The following is a 21,438-nucleotide window of genomic DNA, read 5'->3' on the forward strand; positions in this document are numbered from 1 at the left end:
AGGATTAAAACCATGAATCAGTCTTTACTTTCCCCTTTTGGCGACGCAATCACACGTGTTGAAACCGCACTAACTGCATTACGTTTAGGCAAAGGGGTTTTAGTTGTTGATGATGAAGACCGCGAAAATGAAGGCGATATGGTCTATGCGGCAGAGTCGCTAACCAATGAACAGATGGCATTACTGATCCGTGAAGGCAGTGGTATTGTGTGTGTTTGCTTACCAGATGAACGTGTTAAACATTTAGAGTTAGCGCCGATGGTGGAGAATAACTCGAGCCAATACGGCACTGCGTTTACAGTTAGTATTGAGGCGGCTGTCGGTGTGACAACAGGTGTATCTGCTGCAGATCGTGTTACCACGATTAAAGCAGCTATTGCTGATAACGCAATGCCAAGCGATCTTGCTCGCCCAGGACATGTTTATCCACTACGCGCACAACCCGGTGGTGTATTAACACGTCGCGGTCATACCGAAGGTACTATCGATTTAATGAAACTAGCAGGGTTAAAACCAGCAGGCGTATTATGTGAAGTCACGAACCCTGATGGTACGATGGCGCGTTTACCTGAAATCATTACCTTTGGTGAAACGCATGACTTACCGGTATTAACGATTGAAGATATCGTCACTTATCGTAATGCACTGTTAGAACAAGTAAGCTAATACATAAAAAGGCACTGTCGGTTAACCAGCAGTGCCTTTTGAATCGTTATTCTAGGTATTAACTCAAACAATAAGCTAAACATTTAATTAGCTAGTTGCGCTCGGTATCTTACTATCAGCTTTAGCCTCGATTTTAGTCTTAGTATCGACATTAATTTTAGTTTCAGCATTGCCCGTTTTATGCATCGCAACTTTAATAAAGAACACCATAAACACTAAATCGTTTAAACCATAAATAGTATAGAAAATACCAGCAAGTAAATCTATTTCGTACAGGGTGAATAAGTTATTTGTTGCTAACCAGTATACCCACGCGCATACATACACCAACTTTTCGACAGCAAAAGCTGATACTAATAAGCGAATACTGCCTTTCGTCATCGCTGCCGCAAAATAAGCGAGCCCCCATACCATAATCATCACTAAACCAAAATTAGACATAACAATCGGGTCTGCTTCATTAATGGCGGTATTACTGAATAATTGCGAGAATGTCAGTACACCAGCAATATTAACCAAAGCTGCTAATATAAGGCCGAATTTGATTACCTTGCTATTCATTATGATCTCCTTAGTAAATTTGATATAAACTCTTGGTTTACGACAACAATATAAGCCATAAAATCCAATCTTATTTATAACTCTCTTTAAAATTTAGTCACGATCACAACAATAATCTCATCAAAAACCACATATTAATCTGCGCGGGCCCCTTATTGACAGATAGCTTTATAAAATACCACTGAATTGGCGGAAATAGAGACGTTTGAAATATACATTTTTGGACGAGTTTAAATGTAGTATATGGCGTTAAACCGAGCTAAGTATGGGGGGGATATAAATAGCAATAACGATACTATTTTTTTATAATGCTATTTTTGACAATATTCGTTTTAACTAGCTTAGTTTTGACCAGTTTCGTTGAATGACGGCTATAGCTAACAATACTGCTAACAAAAAACCAGCACGGCAAAATCATTATAAAAACAACCAATAACGCATAATAATAGAAAGCCATACAGTCCTCTTTTAGCTCGCATAGAAATAATGTTGAATCCTTCAACAATAAACAAGACTACCAACAATTGGTTAGTTTAATAGGCGTTATGCAAGAATAGCGGTTATTTAATTTTGTTTTGCGGCAAGGATCATATTTCATCACATTCAGTAATGAAGCAGCGCTATGATAAAGCTCATAGCGCTGCTTTTCAGGATAAGTTACATCGTCCGCCTGATTAGCGTCACACTCGACATATTCAATAAGCGCCAACAGCTTAGCAAACCTATCAGTCCGACAAAACTCGCACCAGCACCTATCCCTAGCAACCAATATTGAAAGTGAAATGCACCGGGCATATCAAAAATACGGCTTTGTAAAATATACACGCCCAGCTCCATAGCAATACTGGCCATCAGTCCCGCCAGCGCGCCCAAAGCCACAAATTCAAACAACACACTATTTCGCAGTAAGCGTCCACTTGCACCTAGCGTGCGTAAAATAGCCAGTTCACGCTCACGTTCTTCCATACTCGCTTGTACTTGAGCGACTAATACTAAGCTACCCGCGAGCACCACCAGCAATAAAATGAACTCAATAGCGATAGACACTTGCCCTATCACACTGCGCAGTTGAGTGATAATGGCATCAACATCAATTAAGGTAATAGTAGGGTACTGCGTTAAGAAATCCTGTAATGCATCTGTTGCATCATCTGGCACGTATAATGATGCAATATACGTCGCAGGGAAATCAGCCAGTACATGTTGGTTAAAGATCATGTAAAAGTTAGGTTGCAACGTTTGCCAGTTCACCTTACGAATATTACTGACCATCACCAAAACTTCTTCACTGCCGAGCTGGAACGTTAAGTTATCACCAATCTCAACATCGAGCTTTTCAGCTAAGGTAGATTCAATCGATACCAATGCGCGGGTATCTTCAGGTTGCCACCAACTACCCGCCATTAAGCTGTTTTCATAAGGCAAGGCATCACGCCAAGTCATGTTTAGCTCACGGCCAACACCACGGCGGCCATTATCCGCTGATTTAGTCTCTTCTTTGCTAACACGTTTGGTTACTTGATCATCATTAATTCTGGTTAAACGACCACGTACCACAGGAAATAACCCACTAGACTCAATGCCCAACGAATCAACAAAGTTATTCACCGGTTCAACTTGAGCGGCAGTAATATTGACTAAAAAGCGGTTAGCGCTGTTATCGGGTAATTGCTGCTGCCAATCATCAATCAAACCATTCTTCATCACCACGATAATAAGCAGTAATTGAATGGCAATCGTGAAACTAATCAACTGCACCGCATTTTCATTAGCACGACGTTTTAAATTCGCTAACGCTAAATGCCAAGATTTACCCGCTTTGCTACCCGCCGAACGCCCGACAAGCATAAATAAACGTCCAATAACCAGCAGCACTAGCGCGACCAGTATTCCACCAATTAATAACGCCGCACTGAGTACGGCATCTTGGCTAAATAAATACAATAAAGTAAAAATAGCAACGATTGATGGCAGCTGACTCATTAGTTTACTCAACAAACTGTTTTCAGCATGACTACCACGGCCACGTAAAAGCGTCATAGGCGAAGTCTGTACTAACTCCCTTAATGGTGTAATAGCAAACGCAAAGGCGCAGATAATGCCCGTGATAATCGCGACAACGAAAGGATACGCCACATCACCTGTGGTCGAGGTATCAAGGTAATCACGCATGGCATACAAACCAAGGTTTAAAATCAGATAACCAACCACCAAACCTAAACTAATACTGAGAACACTTAATAACGACCAATGTAGGCAATACAGTTTCGACACGTAACGCTTAGAAGCGCCCATGGCTTTAAACACGGCAACAACGGATTGATGACGTTGACTATAACGACGACTTGCTACAGCGACCGCAACAGAGGCTAAAACAATGCCCAACATACTGGCGAGTGATAAGTATTTATCCGCTTTACTTAGGGCTCTGGCTAACGGTGAGTTCTGTGATTTAATGTCATACCAACGTTGGTTATCACTTAACTGTGGTTTGAACCATTGCTCAAAAGCAGCGATATTGTCGGCTTCTCCTGCGAACAGGTATTTATAACTTAATCGGCTACCCGGTTGGATTAATTCAGTTTTCTGTATATCCTCGTTGTTAATAAACACCACAGGACCAGAACTAAATACACTAAACGACGCATCCGGTATTTGGGTGATAACCCCGGTGATTTTAAAACGCATGACGCCAACTTCAATACTGTCACCCAGCGTGAGTTCTAATTGCCTTAACCCTTTCGCTTCTAACCAAGCTTCACCTGATTTGGGGGCATTCGACGGGACGGCTTGCGTGGCATCTAATGATGGGCTTACCAATAACTCACCACGTAATGGATAAGTATCCGATACCGCAGACAACGCCGATAACGCCATTTTTTCATCCGTGAAAACCATGGATGACATTTGGATTTGCTGGGCTTGAATAAGTTCTAAACTGCTGGCTTTGGCTAATACGGCAGGATCGATGACGCTGCCCGTATCTAACACCCTATCGGCAGCAATAAAGGTACTGCTCTCGGCGGTTAATGCTTGTTTAACCCGACTCGAAAAGCCCGACAAGGCGAATACCGCAGAGACAGCCAATACGATAGCCAACAAGATAATCGTCAGCTCACCGCGCTTTAACTCATGCTTCAATAAACGTAGAGAATGTTTATGCCAATAACTCATTGCTATTCACTCACCTGTTTTACTATAGATTGCTCGGCTGTAGATGACTTTGCTATAATTTTCTCTGCTATAACGTCCGTGACAATAGATTCAGCAATCGCACTGGTTTCTGTTAACTGACCACTTTCCATTGTCACTTGACGCTGACAACGCGCGGCTAATTTCGGGTCGTGCGTTACCAATATCAAGGTAGTGCCTTGCTGTTTATTAATTTCAAACAACAGATCTGCAATGTGTGAACCCGTTTTAGTGTCTAAGTTACCAGTTGGTTCATCAGCAAATAAAATCGCAGGTTTAGAAATGAAAGCACGGGCAATAGCCACACGCTGCTGCTCGCCACCCGAGAGTTGTGAAGGGAAATGTTCAGATCTATCAGCTAAATCAACCTTGGCTAACAATTCACGTGCTAATTGCTCTGGATTATCCATACCCGCTAACTCAGCCGGTAACATGATATTTTCCAATGCAGTTAAACTGTTGATCAATAAGAATTGTTGAAAGATAAAACCAACATGTTGAGCACGAACGGCACTGCGCTGCTCTTCATTAAATTGGTGCAATGGTTGGTTTTTAAGAAAAACTTCACCGCTCGAAGGTAAATCTAATCCCGCTATAATAGACAATAGGGTAGACTTACCTGAGCCAGACGCGCCAACAATCGCCAATGAGTCACCAGCGGTTACTGCTAAGTCCATCGGATGTAAAATATCCAAGGTCTTAGCCTCTGTTTTGACTGATTTAGTTAAGGCACTTACTTTTAATATAACGTCGGAATGTAGCTTCATGTTTAAAAATGCCTTTAAAGTATTATTATTGATGGTTATCTTGTTACCTGCAGCACATGCTACAGCTAACCATAAAATTTTGTTATTGGGTGACAGCCTCAGCGCGAGTTACGGTATGACACAAAGTGAAGGCTGGGTAACCCTGCTTAATCAACAGTTATCCGAGCAAAATGCACCATACAACATCATCAATGCCAGTATCAGTGGCGAGACTACCGCAGGCGGTCTATCGCGCTTACCAGGCATTTTAGCTAAGCAATCTATTGACACACTCATCATCGAACTCGGTGGTAATGACGGTTTACGTGGCTTTCCACCGAAATTAATCAAAAGCAATTTAGCAAAAATGGTTGATTTAGCCCACGCCAAAAATATTCCAGTCTACGTCATGAATATTCGTATTCCACCTAATTATGGCCCACGCTACAGTAAAATGTTCACCGATGTATTTGCTCAAGTAGGCAATGAAAAAGACATTACCGTACTGCCATTTTTCATGGAGCAGATAGCCGTTGATCCAAGCTTAATGCAAAACGATGGTATCCACCCAAACCGGTTCGCCCAGCCTAAAATAGCTGACATCATGTCAAAGCAATTAGCGACTATGTATAACGCGCCAAACTAACTGGCTGTTATGAGCGATGATAAGCGATAAATGTGTAACTGATTAAGATAAACCACTTTGCTTGGCGTTGTCAGGATTGGTTTCACAAATGCAGGTAAAGAATTGTCAGGAGGATTGTTTTAGCGCGATAATTAAAACAATCCCATTTGTTGATCGGTTATCAAATCAAAACTCAAGCCAATAAATGGCAAGATACCATCAGCAATTGGTTTTAATTGTTTTTCAATATAGTGCTCGAAATCCAAGACAGAATATTGATGTTCAACCGCTTCAGGACCACTCAAGGTGAGTACATAACTGATCCACGCTTTATGCTGATAACGCAAAGGTTGGCCTAATTGACGGTTTTTTTCATCCGCTGCACGTGCTGCTTTTACATGGGGTGGTACATTCTTCACATATAAAGCCAATTCTTGGCGCAAGCGTTTACGATAAACGAGCTTATCATTGAATTCACCGGCCAAGGTCTTCTCGACAATTTCTAACACATAATCTTTAACAGCCAAACCATGGAACACTCTATGGTATAACTCCATTTGGAACATTTTCGCCAGATCAGTCCAATCGGTGCGCACAGTTTCTAGTCCTTTAAAGATCAGCTTTTCACCCTCTTTGGTATTAACTAAACCGGCATAACGTTTTTTACTGCCTTTATCTAAACCACGAATGGTTGGCATTAAAAACTTGTGATAATGCACTTCATATTCAATATCTAAAAAGCAATCAATGTCGTAATCTTCACGTAAGTGGCGTTGCCATTGTTGGTTAATGTATTCCGACAGTTCAGCGCCCATACGATCAGCTTGTAAACCGCGTTCAGCAGGCGAACCATCACCATCAGTAAATTTAGCGGCATCAAGTAATACAAAGGTAGAATCAGTATCACCATAAATAACCTTATAGCCTTTGGCTTCAATCCAGGTCGCCGTTGTCTGCATGATCTCTTGACCACGCATAGTGATTGATGAAGCTAAACGGGTATCATAAAAACGACAACCACCAGAGCCTAGCACCCCATAAAACGAATTCATTAAAATCTTAATGGCTTGCGAACGCGCGGCATCTTTCTCAAGCTTGGCTTGATCACGCTGCGACCACAGTTCGGTAATAATATCGGGCAAATAATGCTTATCACGATCAAACAAACCACCACGAAAACCAGGGATTGCCTCTGTCGGGTTTTGTACCCCTTCTAACAACCCAACCGGATCAATTTTGAAGGTGCGAATAATCGACGGGTACAGACTCTTAAAATCCAACACGATCACGTGATCATATAACCCCGGGAATGAATCCATGACATAACCGCCGGGACTGGCCATTACCCCACTCTCACGCAGGTTTGGCGCAATATAACCAGCACGATGTAACTTCGGCAGGTATACATTCGTAAACGCCAGCACAGAGCCACCGTTACGATCTAATTCTAACCCCGTTAACTGCGAGCGTAATAATAAGAAATCCAACAAGCGCGTTTTAACGAAGATATCCCACACTAAGACGCAGTCTTGCAGGTTGTACTTGGCTAACTTAGGTTTGTTGAAATGAAAGTCATGGGTGATCTGCTCTAAACGGTTATCAACATCTTCGGTATCTTTACCAACGCCGAGTATTTCTTGCGCGATGTTTTCGAGACTAAAACTTGGGAAGCTATAAGTCGCAGTTTTAAGACTATCAATACCATCAACCACCACACGACCATGCAAGGTTAAAAAGCCTTGCTGTTGCGGCGTGCGACCATCGCGCCAATGCAGGTTTTGGCCACCACGACCCAATGCTAATTTAAGATTATGGAATGTGGCGCGCACCGCCAATAATCGAAAATCAAAATTAATGACATTCCAACCAATAAAGATGTCCGGATCATAGCTGATCACGAATGCTTGCAGTGCCAATAATAGGCTTTTCTCGTCAGCAACCCAGTGGATCAATGGCTCATCGTCAGGATCTTGCGCTAAATTGTTATCCGCTTGTATTTGTGCCTGCGCTAAACCTTTATCAAGTTGCTCGCCTATCATGTAAACCCGTTTAAAAGGCTTACCGTTAGGGCAATAGGCTGGGCTTAATGAATACAAACCAATAGAGTAAAGTTCGCCATGTTCTGAACACTCGATATCCAGCGAGATCTGTTTAATTTTGTCGACTAAGTTATCTGGTAATTCAGCTGGTTTAAGCTGTGCTTGTTGAAATTCAACATAGCCTTTACGTTGTACTGGTATGCCAGTGAATTCGACAGCACCTTTCACAAAACGCTCCATGAGATAACGCTCTGCCGGACGAATATCCGCTTCTAATACCGTAACCAGCTTACGTCTTAATAATTCTTGTGCGCGATGATAGTCATGGGACGTCTGGAAATAAAACGCGCTCATCAGTTCTAAATCAAAACTACGTAGCTGTAAATTTTTATAATTAAAGCGTGGATTAAGCTCACTTAAACACGCTAATGCCGTGGTCAGTTGATCTTGAGGAATGAACATGACGAGCGGCTGAGTTGCCGGGATCAATTTAACCGCCCCCATTTCAGACGCTAACCAGTAACTTAATTCGTTGTTACCATTACGATCACGGCTATGGCGCGATAATAAAAAACCCAGATATGTAGCAGACAAAATTAACCAGAAAAAATAGTTTAAGACTGGTTAAGTGTACAGCATATTTAGAAATGTGAAAATGGCTGTGACAGCACGATAAAATACCGACGCTAACAAACATATTAAGCATGTTTAAAAAACGATGAATATATAACCCAAAGCACTGTAAACAGACTATGGAGCAGACAACACTACCTACAAAAAGTTGCATAAAACAGGTTAAGTTCACACCTTTTTTTCTCACTGAAAATCTTAGTTTACTAAATTTTTCAATCTGGTATATTTTCTTTCGTTCCAGCTGTTTATATTCGCGTCCCATTTGGTTCGCTTGATTGATTGTGTGAGACACAAACAACGAGCTGCTTTAATCTATACCAAATGTGCCAGTTGTCTTTGGGATCTAAAAATATGCATCTGTTATCAAATTAATCAATGTAATAGTGATATGATTTTTGCCACTATTACATTTTCACCTACAACATATTATTTAGGAATAGTTTATGTCTATATCGCTCGAAAAAGGTCAACGAATTAGCTTAGAAAAAAATGGTCAACAGCTGAATAAAGTATGTGTTGGTGTTAACTGGGGCGCGATTGAAAAGAAAGGCCTCTTTGGTGGCATTAAGAAAGTAGCTGTTGATTTAGATGCAAGTGTGTCCCTGTATTCAGCAAGTAAAGATTTGCAAGACCTGATCTATTTTGGACAACTAGTAAGTAAAGACGGTTCTATTGTTCACAGTGGTGATGATACAACCGGTGATCTTGATGGCGATGATGGTTTAGATAACGAAGTTATCACCGTGAATCTAGCGCAAGTACCAGCAAACGTAAACTTTGTGGCGATTATTTTAAATAGCTATAAAGGTCAAGACTTTGCAACAATCCCATTCGCAAGTGTTCGCTTGTACGAAGGTACCCCAACACGTGTTGATCAAGTAGTCGCGAATTATAACATCGCTAATGATGCTAAATTTAGTGGTGCAGTATCTATGGTTTTAGGTTCTTTTTATCGCCACAATGGCGCATGGAAGTTCAAAGCAATTGGTGAACCGACACAAGACAAAAAACTAGAGCAATTAGTAAAAACAGTGGCAACTAGTTACCTATAATTGAAATACTAATTAATAAAAATAGTAGAGGTTAATAACATGAGTTTTTCAAATTTTTTATCTGGACTGAAAGAAAAGACCAATGAATTAAAAGATGAAGTTTTGAAATTTAAGAATAAAAACTTCTTACATGCTGCAACGGCAGGTTCTGCACTGATTGCAATGGCAGATGGTTCAATTGATTCAGCTGAAAAACAAAAAATGCTGAAACTAATTGAAAACAATGATGCCTTAAAAGTATTTAAAACATCTGATGTGATCAGTTCTTTCACTGAGTTTTTAAACAACTTTGATTTTGATAAAGATGTTGGTGAATCTAAAGCCTGTGAAGCATTAAACCGTATCAAAGATAACAATGTCGAAGCAAGAACTGTGATGCGCTTAATTTTAGCCATTGCCGCTTCAGATGGTGTTTTTGACCAAGATGAAAAAATCGTAGCAATTAAAATTGCAAAAGAATTAGGTTTAAACCCAGCAGACTTTGAACTTTAATTGTCATAATAAGCGAGAGCAATTACGGTCTATATATGATGTGTAATGCTTACCCGTTTAAATTAAATATTATCTTATATTATTAAGGAAGAAATATGTCAGTATCATTACAAAAAGGCGGCAACGTTTCGCTAGAGAAAGCAGCACCAGGAATGAGCAAATGCATTTTAGGACTTGGCTGGGATACACGCGCTACAGATGGCGTTGATTTTGATTTAGACGCATCAGTATTTTTAATTAATGCTGAAGGTAAAATCCGTCAAGACACAGATTTTATCTTTTATAATAACCTTAAATCAGTTTGTGGCTCTGTTGAGCATACTGGTGATAACCAAACTGGTGAAGGTGACGGCGATGATGAAGCAATTAAAGTAAATTTATCATTAGTACCTGCAGATGTAGTTAAGATTGTTATTGGTGTTACGATCCATGATGCTGAAGCAAGAAACCAAAATTTTGGTCAAGTTTCAAATGCATTCATGCGTGTTGTAAACGAAGAAAGTAAAACAGAAGTGATCCGTTATGACCTTTCTGAAGATTATTCGACAGAAACTGCATTATTGTTTGGTGAGTTATACAAGCATAACGGTGCTTGGAAATTTAAAGCGATCGGACAAGGTTTTGCTGGCGGTTTAGCACCAATGGCGCGACAGTACGGCGTTAACTTAGGTTAATTCTTAAAAATTGATTTAATCAGTAATTATAAAATCCGATAATCGAATATGATATCGGATTTTTTATATTTAAAATTAAAAATCTAAAATTAAACATCATGCTGTTTTACTTCAGCGTTGAAGGTGATGACTTATGACGACTAAATCACAACGAATTATTGTATTAACAGATCTTGATGATAGCTTATTCCAAACATTAAAAAAAATCCCTGAAGGCGTATCATCACTGCCTGTAGCGACTGATAGAGATAATAACCCTTTATCATACATGACCAATCCACAACGCATATTTTTTGATATGTTGGTCAATTCAGGTGCCGAAATAATTCCGATTACCGGTCGTAATACCGATGCATTAGAAAGGGTCAGTTTACCTTTTGGTAAATATAGCTCAGTATCCCATGGTGCTATCGTACTTGATGACAATAACCAAGTTTGTGCCGAGTGGTTACAGTGGCTAAATATTGATACTGCCACATTTGCCAACTTGCTTGATAATATCAATGATCGCGTGCAAACCATTATTCATACCCAGTCATTAGATGCCCGCAGTCGCGTGATTGTAGATCAGGGTATTCCCGCATACGTGTCGATAAAAGGCATGGATTCCGACCTCAATGAGATTTACAAGGCATTACCAGAATACAATCAACATGAAACATTAAGATTTCATCGTAACGGCCGTAACATGGCCTATATTCCCGCGATATTCTGCAAGAAAAATGCGGCTGAATTTATTTTAAAACAGTTAAACGTACAACCAGATGATTTGGTTTTAACTGTCGGTGATAGCATTAGTGATTTACCTATGATGCAGACAGGTACTTATGCTATTGCACCGTTAAGAAGCCAGCTTGCGACTGATATATTTAAAACTCAATTAAGTGAATAAACAATGAATTACAATTTCGATACCCAAGCAGGGCTCATTTCTCTTAAAGTATTAAACACGAAAAAGCCGGTGGACGATTTATTAACATTCGCCTGTCGTCAAAACCCTAAACGTAGTTTTATGCTGGTAAGTAAAGTGCTTGGCCGATACACACCGACAAAACCGAACGTGATGAGAGAAGTTTATAACTATTTATCACAGGCGGTTGAAGGTGATAAATTAACTTACGTTGTTAGCTTGGCAGAAGCGGCAACCGGATTAGGCGCTGGTGTTGCAGATAGTCTAGCAAGAAAACAACAATCTAAGGTTTATTTTCAACATACGACACGCCATAGATTAGATGTTCCGCTGTGGTTTACAGTCGATGAAGCACATAGCCACGCCGTTAATCATATGTTTTATGCACCGAAAGCAGAATTGCTTGATGGCATTCGTCAATCGAATCGCTTAGTGGTTATTGATGATGAGATCACGACGGGTCGTACAATTAAATTATTGATTACCAGTCTATTAAAGAAATTAGACAATATTGATGAAATTAAAATTCTGTCTTTAGTTAACCTGTTAGATGAGGACTTGAGACTAAAGGAAGACGATTTCGGTATTAAAATTAATTACTTTTCATTAATGGATGCGCAAATATCTATCGACCCAAAAGACGATTTCAGACCTGAATTACCTCAAAATGTAGACGCAGGACTATGTGAATCGCATTCATCAGCAGATTTGGGCCGATGCGGTATGCTAATGCCATATACGGGTGATTTACCAAACATAAAATCATCCAATAAAATGACTATAGTGGCGAATGGTGAGCATCAATACATCCCGTTTTTAGTTGCAGAGCAGCATGAAAACCAGGGTTGTCATGTATTGTACCAATCAATTAATCGATCACCGTTATTAGTAGGCGAATCGATTGATAACAAATTAGCTTTCTCATTTAATGGCAGTGAACTTGAACACTATATCTATAACTTCTATCCAGAAAATAGGGATGTATATGTGCTACTCGAGAGCGAAAGTGCCAGAGATAAGCATGATTTTGCAAGAGAGTATCCATTGCGCTGTGTTGAAGTGGCTTAGATGATCTTAACGCTAGATGTAAGCAGGCTATTTTCCGATATTCAACTAAATGATAAAAGTTGCTGACTATGATTGAAATGATAAACACAACTAAAGCCCCTTTACTAGGCAGCTACCGTGCCGACGATTGTTTATTTTTATTAACAAAAGTTGAACCAGAATTTTATACGATTGAAGATAAAGAACGCCTCATTCAAACTGGGGCAATGCATTATTCAGAAATGGTGAATCAAGAATCAGCGCCATCACCCGAATATGCTGAATTATTTGTCAGTCTGACGGCACAATACAAGCAACGCCTTGCTGATGAAGTGTTACAACTGAGCAAAATGATTATAGATAATCGCTTGAATGATGTTTGTATCGTGTCTTTAGTTCGCGCTGGTACGCCTATCGGCGTGTTATTGAACCGAGCGCTCAAAACATACAGCAATGTAAATACGTCACACTACTCTGTTAGTATCATACGTGACAAAGGCATTGACGAAAATGCCCTCGACTACCTCATCAAGCATGAAAAAATAAAGCCTGAGAGCATTGTTTTTGTTGATGGCTGGACAGCGAAAGGCGTTATTACCCAAGAACTGAAAGCAGCGATTGGTCAATATAATAGCAGTCGTAATGTAAATATTCCTGACCAGTTATTTGTTATTTCAGATATCGGCGGTACAGCTGACTACTCTGCGACATTTGATGACTATGTTATTCCCAGTGCATTGATGAATTCGACCGTGAGCGGGCTAGTAAGTCGTTCTATTCTTAATCATCAGATTGGTGAAGATGATTTCCATGGTTGTATTTCTTATTCACATTTAGAAAGTCATGATCACTCAAATTGGTTTGTCGATCAGGTTTCAGCCTGTTTTACCGCAAACAGCTTTGATACGCCATTACCACAAGCAGCTATCCCAGCTGCATTGCGCCAAAAAAACACCCATGATTTTTTACAAAAAATCATGCAGCAATTTAACGTGTCTAATTATAACCGCATCAAGCCAGGTATAGCTGAAGCGACGCGTGTTATGTTAAGAAGAGTACCTGATTTATTGATTGTTCAAAGCAAAGTAGATCCAAGTACAGTGCACTTACTCAAACTAGCAAGTGAAAAATCAATTGAGATAATCGAAATGCCTGAGATGCCATTTGGCGCTTGTGCTTTGATTAAAGACGTAAAATAATTTTTCGATCATAAGCAGGATAAAATGAAAATAGCATTATTTGATTTTGATGAAACATTAGTAGAAGAAAACTCATTAGGTTTTTTGTTTAAGCATTTTTTAGGGAAAACGCCATTACCACTGCAATTATTACCTTTATTACTAAAACCGTCTACCTATAAACAGCCGGTTAAAACATCCATTAAGACGCATTTTTATAAGCAATCATTGAATGGTAAAACATCCGCAGAGGTTTTTGCCGCAGGCGAATCACTGTTTCAAAAAGTAACGCCAATTGATGAAGTCGTGAATATGATGACAGCGTTACATGATAGCGGCATGCAAGTGTGGATTGTGACAGCATCACCAGAGCAATATATTGCAGGTATCGTCAAACAATTAGGATGGCCAATTGAACGTGTTATCGGCACGACTATTTTGGAAAAAAATGGCTGTTTTACCGGTGATATTGACAGCGAATGCCAAGAGCAAGAAAAAGTACGCCGCTTAGATGCCATTTTTAATGACAGCAGTATTACCTTTCAGGTTGAACAAGCCTTTGGGAACTTACCTGTAGATATCCCAATGTTAAAAATGGCTAAGAAAAGATTTTATGTATTAGACAGTATCGTGAAGCCCTATGAAAAATCTGAATAAGGTTTGCTCTTTTTAGCGCTTTAACGACACAAAATCTATTGTAGGCTATGTGCGTATTAGCATGTTACTGTAACCGTTAAAATCGACAGTTTTTAACACTAATAAATTATAATACTGGAATGTAAAAAATGAACTTGATTGATAATGTATGGCCCTTTTTATTAATTCTACTCTCATGTTATTTATTAAAATATGCATGTGATACTTTTGAACAAGCTGCTTCTTACCTTGGCCGCAAATTTCCACCTGGTGTTAAAGGCGCCACCGTAAATGCTATCGGGTCAAGTATGCCTGAAATGTGTGTTGTGATTGCTTGTTTATTTTGGTTCGACGATCCATCATTAGTGATGGTTGCACTAGGTGTAACTGCAGGTTCTGCTATATTTAATGGTTGTGTGATCCCTGCACTTTCGATCATCATGGCGAAAGACGAAGACGGTAAAGCCGTGAATTCAATAAAACTCACAAAGCGTGTGTTAGTACGTGATGTTTTCTGGGTATTATTCGCTGAAATCGCCTTGATTATCTTCCTAGGTTTCAACGCATTTACGCTTTGGATGGCCGTTGTATTGAACGTTATATACTTAGGTTACGCAATACATTTGTATATTGATGCAAGAAGTCATCAAGAAGTTGAAGATGAGTATGAATATGAAGAAATTGAAGATCGTGGCAAATTCTTAAATTTAATGACATTCAACTTTAATACGCTGTTCTTTTCAAACAGGCCCTTCACCTTAGTATCTGCACTTGTTGTGTTAGTGCTGGCGATCGCGATTATTTCTGGTTCTTCACATTTATTAGTTGAAGGTGTATTAGGCAGCGCAAGCGTAATGGGTGTTCCTCAATTCTTTGCTGGTCTAATCTTCGGTTCTGCCGCTTCGTCAGTACCTGATCTGATGTTATCAGTGAAAGATGCTCAAAAAGGTGAGTATGAAGATGCTGTTGCGAACCCGTTAGCATCTAACACGTTCGACACGACTGTTGCATTTGCTTTACCACTATTAGCTTGGTTCATGATCAACGGTGTCGAACAACTACCTTTAGTACAAGATGAAAGCCTTACGTTATTACGTTGGTCTATCGTGGGTATCACAGGTGCAGTAGCAGCAAGCTTGTTATTCAACTATAAGAATGTAACAAAAACTGTTGCTTACTTCTTGTTGTCTATGTTTGTCGTTTGGGCTGGCGCTATGTATGTATTTATTGGTTAGTGTTCAATAATTAACCCGCTCAATCAATAAGTCTTTTTAAGTTATAAAAAACGCCTCATGCACTGCATCGGGCGTTTTTTATTTCAGCATATAACGAAATCCGATCAACGTTATATCTAAATCATACCTAACTATACCTAACTACGCCTAACTACGCCTAACTACACACAAACATGTAATCCGATGTCCTGATTTGTTTAAAATATGTTATAAAGTTTACATAAATAATGAATTAACAATTTTAGACTTAATAAAGAAGAGACCACGCTTGTGACCACGACTCTGAAACCTTTTATATTGCTACTTGTCAGTGGCTTTTTACTCATGCTTGGCTACGGCTTGAGTAACATCCTCTTGCCTGTTCGCATGCAAAATGACGGTATCAGTGTCGATAACATAGGTATCATCTTATCTATGCTATCTGTCGGTTTCTTATTGGGTGCAATCTATAGCCGTACGCTATTACAGCGGGTTGGCCATATTCGTATATTTGCCATGTGCGGTAGCTTAACGTCAGTGGCTATCTTGCTTTCAGGCCTATACCCAGAGCCATTAATGTTAGCTGCAATGCGTATGCTGACAGGATTTTGTATGGCGTGTGCCAATGCCACACTCGATAGCTGGTTAAGTCATAGTGCTACAGAAGAAAGCCGTGGGCGCATATTATCGATTAACCAAATGGTGATCATGTCTGCGCTGTTCTCTGGTCAATTTTTGTTAAACGTAGCCCCCGTCACCGACGTCACCTTGTTTGTTATCTCCGGGATTCTCTTTAGTCTTTCTATTACACCTATGGTGATCAGCAAACACCAAGGACCGCTGATTGAAGACAGTCAATCCATGTCCTTAATGACCATTATGAAGCTGTCACCACTCGGTGTTATCTGCTGTTTTTATGGTGGGTTTCTTTATGCTGGCTTAGTCAACATGCTCCCTATTTTTGCCAGTGATAATGGTATTCAAGGTTTTAGCTTGTCGATATTTATGGGAGCATCGATCTTTGGCGCCATCATTTTTCAATATCCAATAGCCTATTTATCCGACCGTTTCGACCGCCGTAAAACCATGATAGGCATGGTTCTCACGATAGCCGCTTTATCTTTATTAGTACCGTTGCTGATCAATTCATCACAATTTAATATCACCTTGTTAACGATTGCCATCGTAATGGGCTTAACCGCTTGCCTCTATCCGATGAGCATGTCTGAAACCTTCGATAAAGTATTGCGGGAACAAATCCTCGCAGCGATGGGATCTTTACTCCTCATTTATGCATTAGGCAGTATTCTTGGCCCCAACCTCGCCTCTATCGTGATGAACATATTTGGCAGTGCCGCATTATTTTCATTCATGAGTATCACGGCGCTGACACTATTGGTATTTATCTTAGGGAATATGCTTAATCAGACAGCACTGCCACGTGATGAGCAAGAAAACTTCATTATGCAAACGCCTTCTGGTGTCGCATCGGAACTGGATCCTCGAACCCAATATGCACAACCTTCTTTTGAACAAACATCAGAAGTTGAAGTGGCGATTAGTTTAGCAGCGAACAACCCTGCCGCTGCCGTGAACATGGCCAAAACCTTAGCGATGCGCGATCCCAATGATGCCTCAAACTTAGCGGCGGCACTCAGTACCATTGACGAAATTGATATCAGCCGTTTGTACCGTGCCATCACAGCAGCAGCACCCGAAATGAGTATTCATATTGCCGAAGCGTTAACCAATGCCTCGCCAGAACAGGCTGAAGAATTAGTCGAGTGGATCACTACTGAGCGTCCCGATCAATTTACTAATATAATTGTTGCCATCGCCAATTCAATGCCAGATAACGGGATTGATGTGATGGAAGTTGCCGCAGAGAATATGGTTGAAGATCACCAAGATGAATTACTCGAAATGACCGACCAGTATATGACCAGTCTTTCCGATTCATTAGATGATATGCGTCCCGTCGATCGTACAGCTGCCGCATCAGAACAAACAGCAACCGAGCTATATAACCGTTTAACCGACGTATCACCGACGCAATCAGCCGACTTCGCTCTCGCAGTATCTGAAGCATACCCAGAGTCATCAAATGTCGTTGCCGAAGCTTATGTAAGTAATCTGATTGAAAGCGAGCAAGCGACACCAGGCGATGCCACTGCGAACATTGAAAGTGCGGTAAATGATTACGTCACGCAAGTTGCTGAGACTATCCCTGAATACGCTGCCGATATCGCCAGCACTATGATTGATTCTGTGCCTGATATTGCCTCTGATATGGTTGAGATTTTACAAGACTCAGATGTGTTTGATGACAGCGAACTAAGCACCTCAATTAAAGACAAACCTGAGCATGATGAACTTGAAGAACAGCTACAATATGCCGTACAAACGCAGGCTGATGAGATAGATAAGCATAGTTAACAGATAAAAAAAGAACTAACCAGCAAGTTAATGTGATTAGTTCTTTTATCGATAAAGGATTAGTCTGTTTGTTTATCACAGCTAATCCGTTTATTTTTTCACTATTACATAATGGCTGAGTTCAGCCATAGATGACAAAGAATTGAAGCGATGTAACCCAGTGCAATTACAGGAGCCCAACGTAAGTGACCAGCAAACGTATACAGACCACGTGCCTGACCCATTAGCGCTACACCAGCGGCAGAGCCGATAGACAGTAAACTACCGCCCACGCCTGCTGTTAGCGTCACTAATAACCATTGGCCTAATGACATATCAGGTTGCATGCTCAATACCGCAAACATCACCGGAATATTATCAACAATCGCCGACAGTACACCTACCGCCACGTTCGCCATAGTAGTATCCCACGTGCCATACATGATGCCAGATGCCAAACTTAGGTAACCCATAAAGCCTAAACCACCCACACACATAATAACGCCGTAAAAGAATAGCAAGGTATCCCATTCCGCTTTAGCCACTTTGTGGAATACGTCAAACGGCACTACGCCACCAAGCTGTTGTAAGGTTTTTTCATCCTGAGCAAGTTCCGCTTTCGCGCGTTTACGTTCTAACGAAATTGGTAATGTTTTACGTAAGAAATAACCGAAGAATTGTAGATAACCTAAACCTGTCATCATACCCAGTACTGGCGGCATATGGAGTACACTGTGCGCAGCAACTGCGGATGCAACAGTCAGTAGGAATAGCAACACAATACGCTTAGCACCACGTTTAGTGTGAACCGTTTCTTGTACGCCAGACAGCTTTTCACCCTTGGGAATGAATAATGTCATGATCGCCGCTGGAATAATGAAGTTCACCACAGATGGTAAAAATAATGCCGCGAATTCATTAAATTCAACCATACCTTTTTGCCAAACCATTAGCGTTGTAATATCACCAAATGGACTGAACGCACCACCGGCATTAGCTGCGACAACAATATTAATACAAGCAAGGTTAATAAATTTCTTATTTTCCCCAGCTACTTTTAATACTACAGCACACATCAGTAGCGCTGTTGTTAAGTTATCGGCAATCGGCGAGATGAAGAATGCCAGAATACCCGTTAACCAAAACAGTCCTCTTAAATCCAAGCCTTTACTTAACATCCAACTGCGCAATGCATCAAACAATTGACGCTCTTCCATCGCGTTGATGTAAGTCATCGCTACCAGTAAGAACAGTAATAACTCTGCATACTCGAGCAGGTTATGCCTAAACGCAGCCTCTGCGACATCGGACATACCTAGGCTGGCATAGTGCCAACCGATCAGAGCCCAAATGACACCAGCCGCGACCAGTACAGGTTTTGATTTTCGTAAATGTAAATGCTCTTCCGCCATTACCAGCAAGTATGCGCAGGTAAAAATAATGATAGCAAAATAGCCTATTCTGGATGTGGTGAGATCAATAACGTCCCCACCACCTGACGCAAATGCAAACGTTGCAGGCGCGAGTCCAAACAAAATAATTAAAATAAGCTTCATTGCCATGTTATGTGCCTTCCCTCTCAAAATGATAAAAACCTGTTTAATGTATGTTATAAAATTGTTTTCTGCCATTGGCAAAATCCTTTTTAGTGAGGTAATAGCTATTTTTATGTTTTTTATCAAAAAATCTTCATCAATCGGTCACGTTAAATACATCTCCAGGATATTTACCTGTGACTGCGATTAACAATAATAATAAGATAAGCGCTTGAACTTAGATTAACGATTACCTAACATCCCACAGTCATTAATATTAATGACTACTATTGATGACTCACATTTATTACCACTTTACATTCACAAGGATATCCACATTGGATCAAGAATTAAGATTAATGGTTTCCCAATGGCTCGCCGACAGCGATGTATTAAATAAAGTAGATTCAAACACTTATAATTTAATATTAATTGTACTTTGTTTGAGTTTGGCAGGCATATCTTATTGGGTGGTCAAACGTGTAGTCGTTAGAGCCATGAAAATCATGTCAGTACGCTCTAAAGTGACTTGGGATGACACCTTTGTAGCGCACGGTGTATTAGAGAAATTCGCTTTATTAGTACCGCTATTAGTCATAGACTTATTACTGCCATTATTTACGGTGCTTTCATCCTTTATCACCGAAGTATTTGGCCGTATTCTCAGTGCCCTATTAGTGATCTTATTGATACGCGGTATCTATGCGGTGCTTAATGCCATAGCCCAAATTGCCGATGAACACACAGCTACCCACAGATTGCCTATCACCAGTTTCAATCAGTTACTTAAATTGTTTTTATTCTGTGTAGCAGCCATCATCACCGTATCCATTTTATCTGACCGTTCGCCAATTTACTTCTTAAGCGGCTTAGGTGTGGCGACAGGTTTCATTATGCTGATCTTCAAGGATACTATTTTAGGTTTTGTCGCTGGTATCCAGCTAGCCACCAATCAAATGGTGACCAGAGGTGACTGGATCCAAATGGATAAATACGGCGCGGATGGCACTGTTGAAGAAGTATCTCTGACGACAGTAAAAGTACGTAACTTTGATAAAACAATTACCATGATACCGGCTTATGCTTTGGTATCTGATGCTTTTAAAAACTGGCGAGGTATGACCGAATCTGGTGGTCGCCGGATCAAACGTAGTGTTTTTATCGATATACAAAGTATTGGTTTTTTAAGTGAAGAAGATGTCAGGCGCCTTAGTCATGTGCATTTACTCAAGAACCACCTTGCTGACAAAAACCTAGCTATAAAGACCTTCAATTTGCCTTTTAATGATGATGAACGCGCTGTAAATAGCCGAGGCCTAACCAATATTGGCACCTTTAGAGCTTATTTATTAGCTTACCTGCAACAACATCCCCAAGTGCGTAAAGATATGATGTTATTGGTAAGGCAGTTAGCACCAACAACACAAGGCATGCCGATCGAAATCTATATCTTTACCGATGAGATCCGCTGGGCTTTTTATGAAGACATTCAAGCCGACATCTTCGATCATATTTTATCGGTATTACCAACGTTTGGCTTACAGGCTTTTCAGCAGCCTAGCGGCAATAATTTACAAGCGCTTATGACGAAGGAAGCGTAGCATTAGCCCAATCGTGATCATAATTTAAAGGGTGTTTCTAATAATAAAAACGAAATAAGTAAAATAAATACAGCTTTCAAGTATTTTTGAGCCTGTACTCCTTTATTTCTCCGATTGTTTTTATTATATTGCTAACTTCTGCTAATCAACCGTAAGCTATTAAATACAAATGACTCATGATCTAAAAATACTGCGGTTGATAAAAATAATCCCTCCTATCAT

General features: G+C 40.2%; 17 protein-coding genes. 12 read left to right on the plus strand and 5 right to left on the minus strand.

Going from position 1 to position 21,438, the window contains the following annotated elements; translation table 11 throughout:
- Window positions 1-12 precede the first annotated feature (12 nt).
- A complete protein-coding gene (gene ribB, locus FR932_RS12375) occupies window positions 13-666 on the plus strand; it encodes a 3,4-dihydroxy-2-butanone-4-phosphate synthase (protein WP_019439411.1) in 654 nt (217 codons plus the stop codon).
- Window positions 667-753: 87 nt separating this feature from the next.
- Here ribB and FR932_RS12380 read toward each other — a convergent pair whose 3' ends face one another.
- The 3 genes from FR932_RS12380 to FR932_RS12390 all read right to left on the minus strand — a co-directional run bounded on the left by FR932_RS12380 (window position 754) and on the right by FR932_RS12390 (window position 5,186).
- The gene (locus FR932_RS12380; RefSeq protein ID WP_019439412.1) at window positions 754-1,227 is read right to left on the minus strand and encodes a hypothetical protein; all 474 of its coding nucleotides are present in this window, start codon (window positions 1,225-1,227) and stop codon (window positions 754-756) included.
- A gap of 657 nt (window positions 1,228-1,884) precedes the next feature.
- Complete coding sequence (locus FR932_RS12385; RefSeq protein ID WP_019439414.1) at window positions 1,885-4,401, minus strand: ABC transporter permease; 2,517 nt, start codon at window positions 4,399-4,401, stop codon at window positions 1,885-1,887.
- A 2-nt stretch (window positions 4,402-4,403) separates the two neighbouring features.
- Window positions 4,404-5,186: an ABC transporter ATP-binding protein gene (locus tag FR932_RS12390; protein ID WP_019439415.1), complete on the minus strand. Its 783-nt coding sequence runs from the start codon at window positions 5,184-5,186 to the stop codon at window positions 4,404-4,406.
- Between FR932_RS12390 and FR932_RS12395 the strand changes: the two genes are divergently transcribed.
- Window positions 5,185-5,811: an arylesterase gene (locus tag FR932_RS12395; RefSeq protein ID WP_019439416.1), complete on the plus strand. Its 627-nt coding sequence runs from the start codon at window positions 5,185-5,187 to the stop codon at window positions 5,809-5,811. The two genes, FR932_RS12390 and FR932_RS12395, sit on opposite strands and share 2 nt — an antisense overlap.
- A gap of 131 nt (window positions 5,812-5,942) precedes the next feature.
- Here FR932_RS12395 and FR932_RS12400 read toward each other — a convergent pair whose 3' ends face one another.
- Window positions 5,943-8,423: a DNA polymerase II gene (locus FR932_RS12400; RefSeq protein WP_019439417.1), complete on the minus strand. Its 2,481-nt coding sequence runs from the start codon at window positions 8,421-8,423 to the stop codon at window positions 5,943-5,945.
- 482 nt (window positions 8,424-8,905) lie between these two features.
- Here FR932_RS12400 and FR932_RS12405 point away from each other — a divergent pair, with 482 nt between their 5' ends.
- The 9 genes from FR932_RS12405 (at window position 8,906) to FR932_RS12445 (ending at window position 18,101) form a co-directional block, all read left to right on the plus strand.
- Window positions 8,906-9,514 carry a TerD family protein gene (locus FR932_RS12405; protein ID WP_019439418.1) on the plus strand — a complete coding sequence of 203 codons (609 nt, stop codon included), beginning with the start codon at window positions 8,906-8,908 and terminating at the stop codon, window positions 9,512-9,514.
- Window positions 9,515-9,553: 39 nt separating this feature from the next.
- Entirely contained in the window at window positions 9,554-10,006 is a 453-nt protein-coding gene (locus FR932_RS12410) for a tellurite resistance TerB family protein (RefSeq protein WP_017220804.1), read from the plus strand.
- 95 nt (window positions 10,007-10,101) lie between these two features.
- Window positions 10,102-10,680, plus strand: coding sequence for a TerD family protein (locus tag FR932_RS12415; protein WP_019439419.1), 579 nt, complete (start codon window positions 10,102-10,104; stop codon window positions 10,678-10,680).
- A gap of 133 nt (window positions 10,681-10,813) precedes the next feature.
- Window positions 10,814-11,572, plus strand: coding sequence for an HAD hydrolase family protein (locus FR932_RS12420; RefSeq protein WP_019439420.1), 759 nt, complete (start codon window positions 10,814-10,816; stop codon window positions 11,570-11,572).
- Between the two features lie 3 nt (window positions 11,573-11,575).
- Window positions 11,576-12,658 carry a phosphoribosyltransferase domain-containing protein gene (locus FR932_RS12425; RefSeq protein WP_019439421.1) on the plus strand — a complete coding sequence of 361 codons (1,083 nt, stop codon included), beginning with the start codon at window positions 11,576-11,578 and terminating at the stop codon, window positions 12,656-12,658.
- Between the two features lie 68 nt (window positions 12,659-12,726).
- Window positions 12,727-13,836, plus strand: coding sequence for a cysteine protease StiP family protein (locus FR932_RS12430; RefSeq protein ID WP_019439422.1), 1,110 nt, complete (start codon window positions 12,727-12,729; stop codon window positions 13,834-13,836).
- A 24-nt stretch (window positions 13,837-13,860) separates the two neighbouring features.
- Window positions 13,861-14,472 carry an HAD-IB family hydrolase gene (locus FR932_RS12435; protein WP_019439423.1) on the plus strand — a complete coding sequence of 204 codons (612 nt, stop codon included), beginning with the start codon at window positions 13,861-13,863 and terminating at the stop codon, window positions 14,470-14,472.
- A 128-nt stretch (window positions 14,473-14,600) separates the two neighbouring features.
- Complete coding sequence (locus FR932_RS12440; RefSeq protein ID WP_019439424.1) at window positions 14,601-15,686, plus strand: sodium:calcium antiporter; 1,086 nt, start codon at window positions 14,601-14,603, stop codon at window positions 15,684-15,686.
- 270 nt (window positions 15,687-15,956) lie between these two features.
- A complete protein-coding gene (locus tag FR932_RS12445; protein ID WP_081588298.1) occupies window positions 15,957-18,101 on the plus strand; it encodes an MFS transporter in 2,145 nt (714 codons plus the stop codon).
- Window positions 18,102-18,205: 104 nt separating this feature from the next.
- Here FR932_RS12445 and nhaD read toward each other — a convergent pair whose 3' ends face one another.
- Window positions 18,206-19,642, minus strand: coding sequence for a sodium:proton antiporter NhaD (gene nhaD, locus FR932_RS12450; RefSeq protein WP_019439426.1), 1,437 nt, complete (start codon window positions 19,640-19,642; stop codon window positions 18,206-18,208).
- Window positions 19,643-19,953: 311 nt separating this feature from the next.
- On the opposite strand from nhaD, the gene FR932_RS12455 reads away from it, so the two are divergent.
- Entirely contained in the window at window positions 19,954-21,216 is a 1,263-nt protein-coding gene (locus tag FR932_RS12455; RefSeq protein WP_019439427.1) for a mechanosensitive ion channel family protein, read from the plus strand.
- Window positions 21,217-21,438 lie beyond the last annotated feature (222 nt).

The sequence above is a fragment of the Moritella marina ATCC 15381 genome (assembly GCF_008931805.1).
GTDB lineage: Bacteria > Pseudomonadota > Gammaproteobacteria > Enterobacterales > Moritellaceae > Moritella > Moritella marina.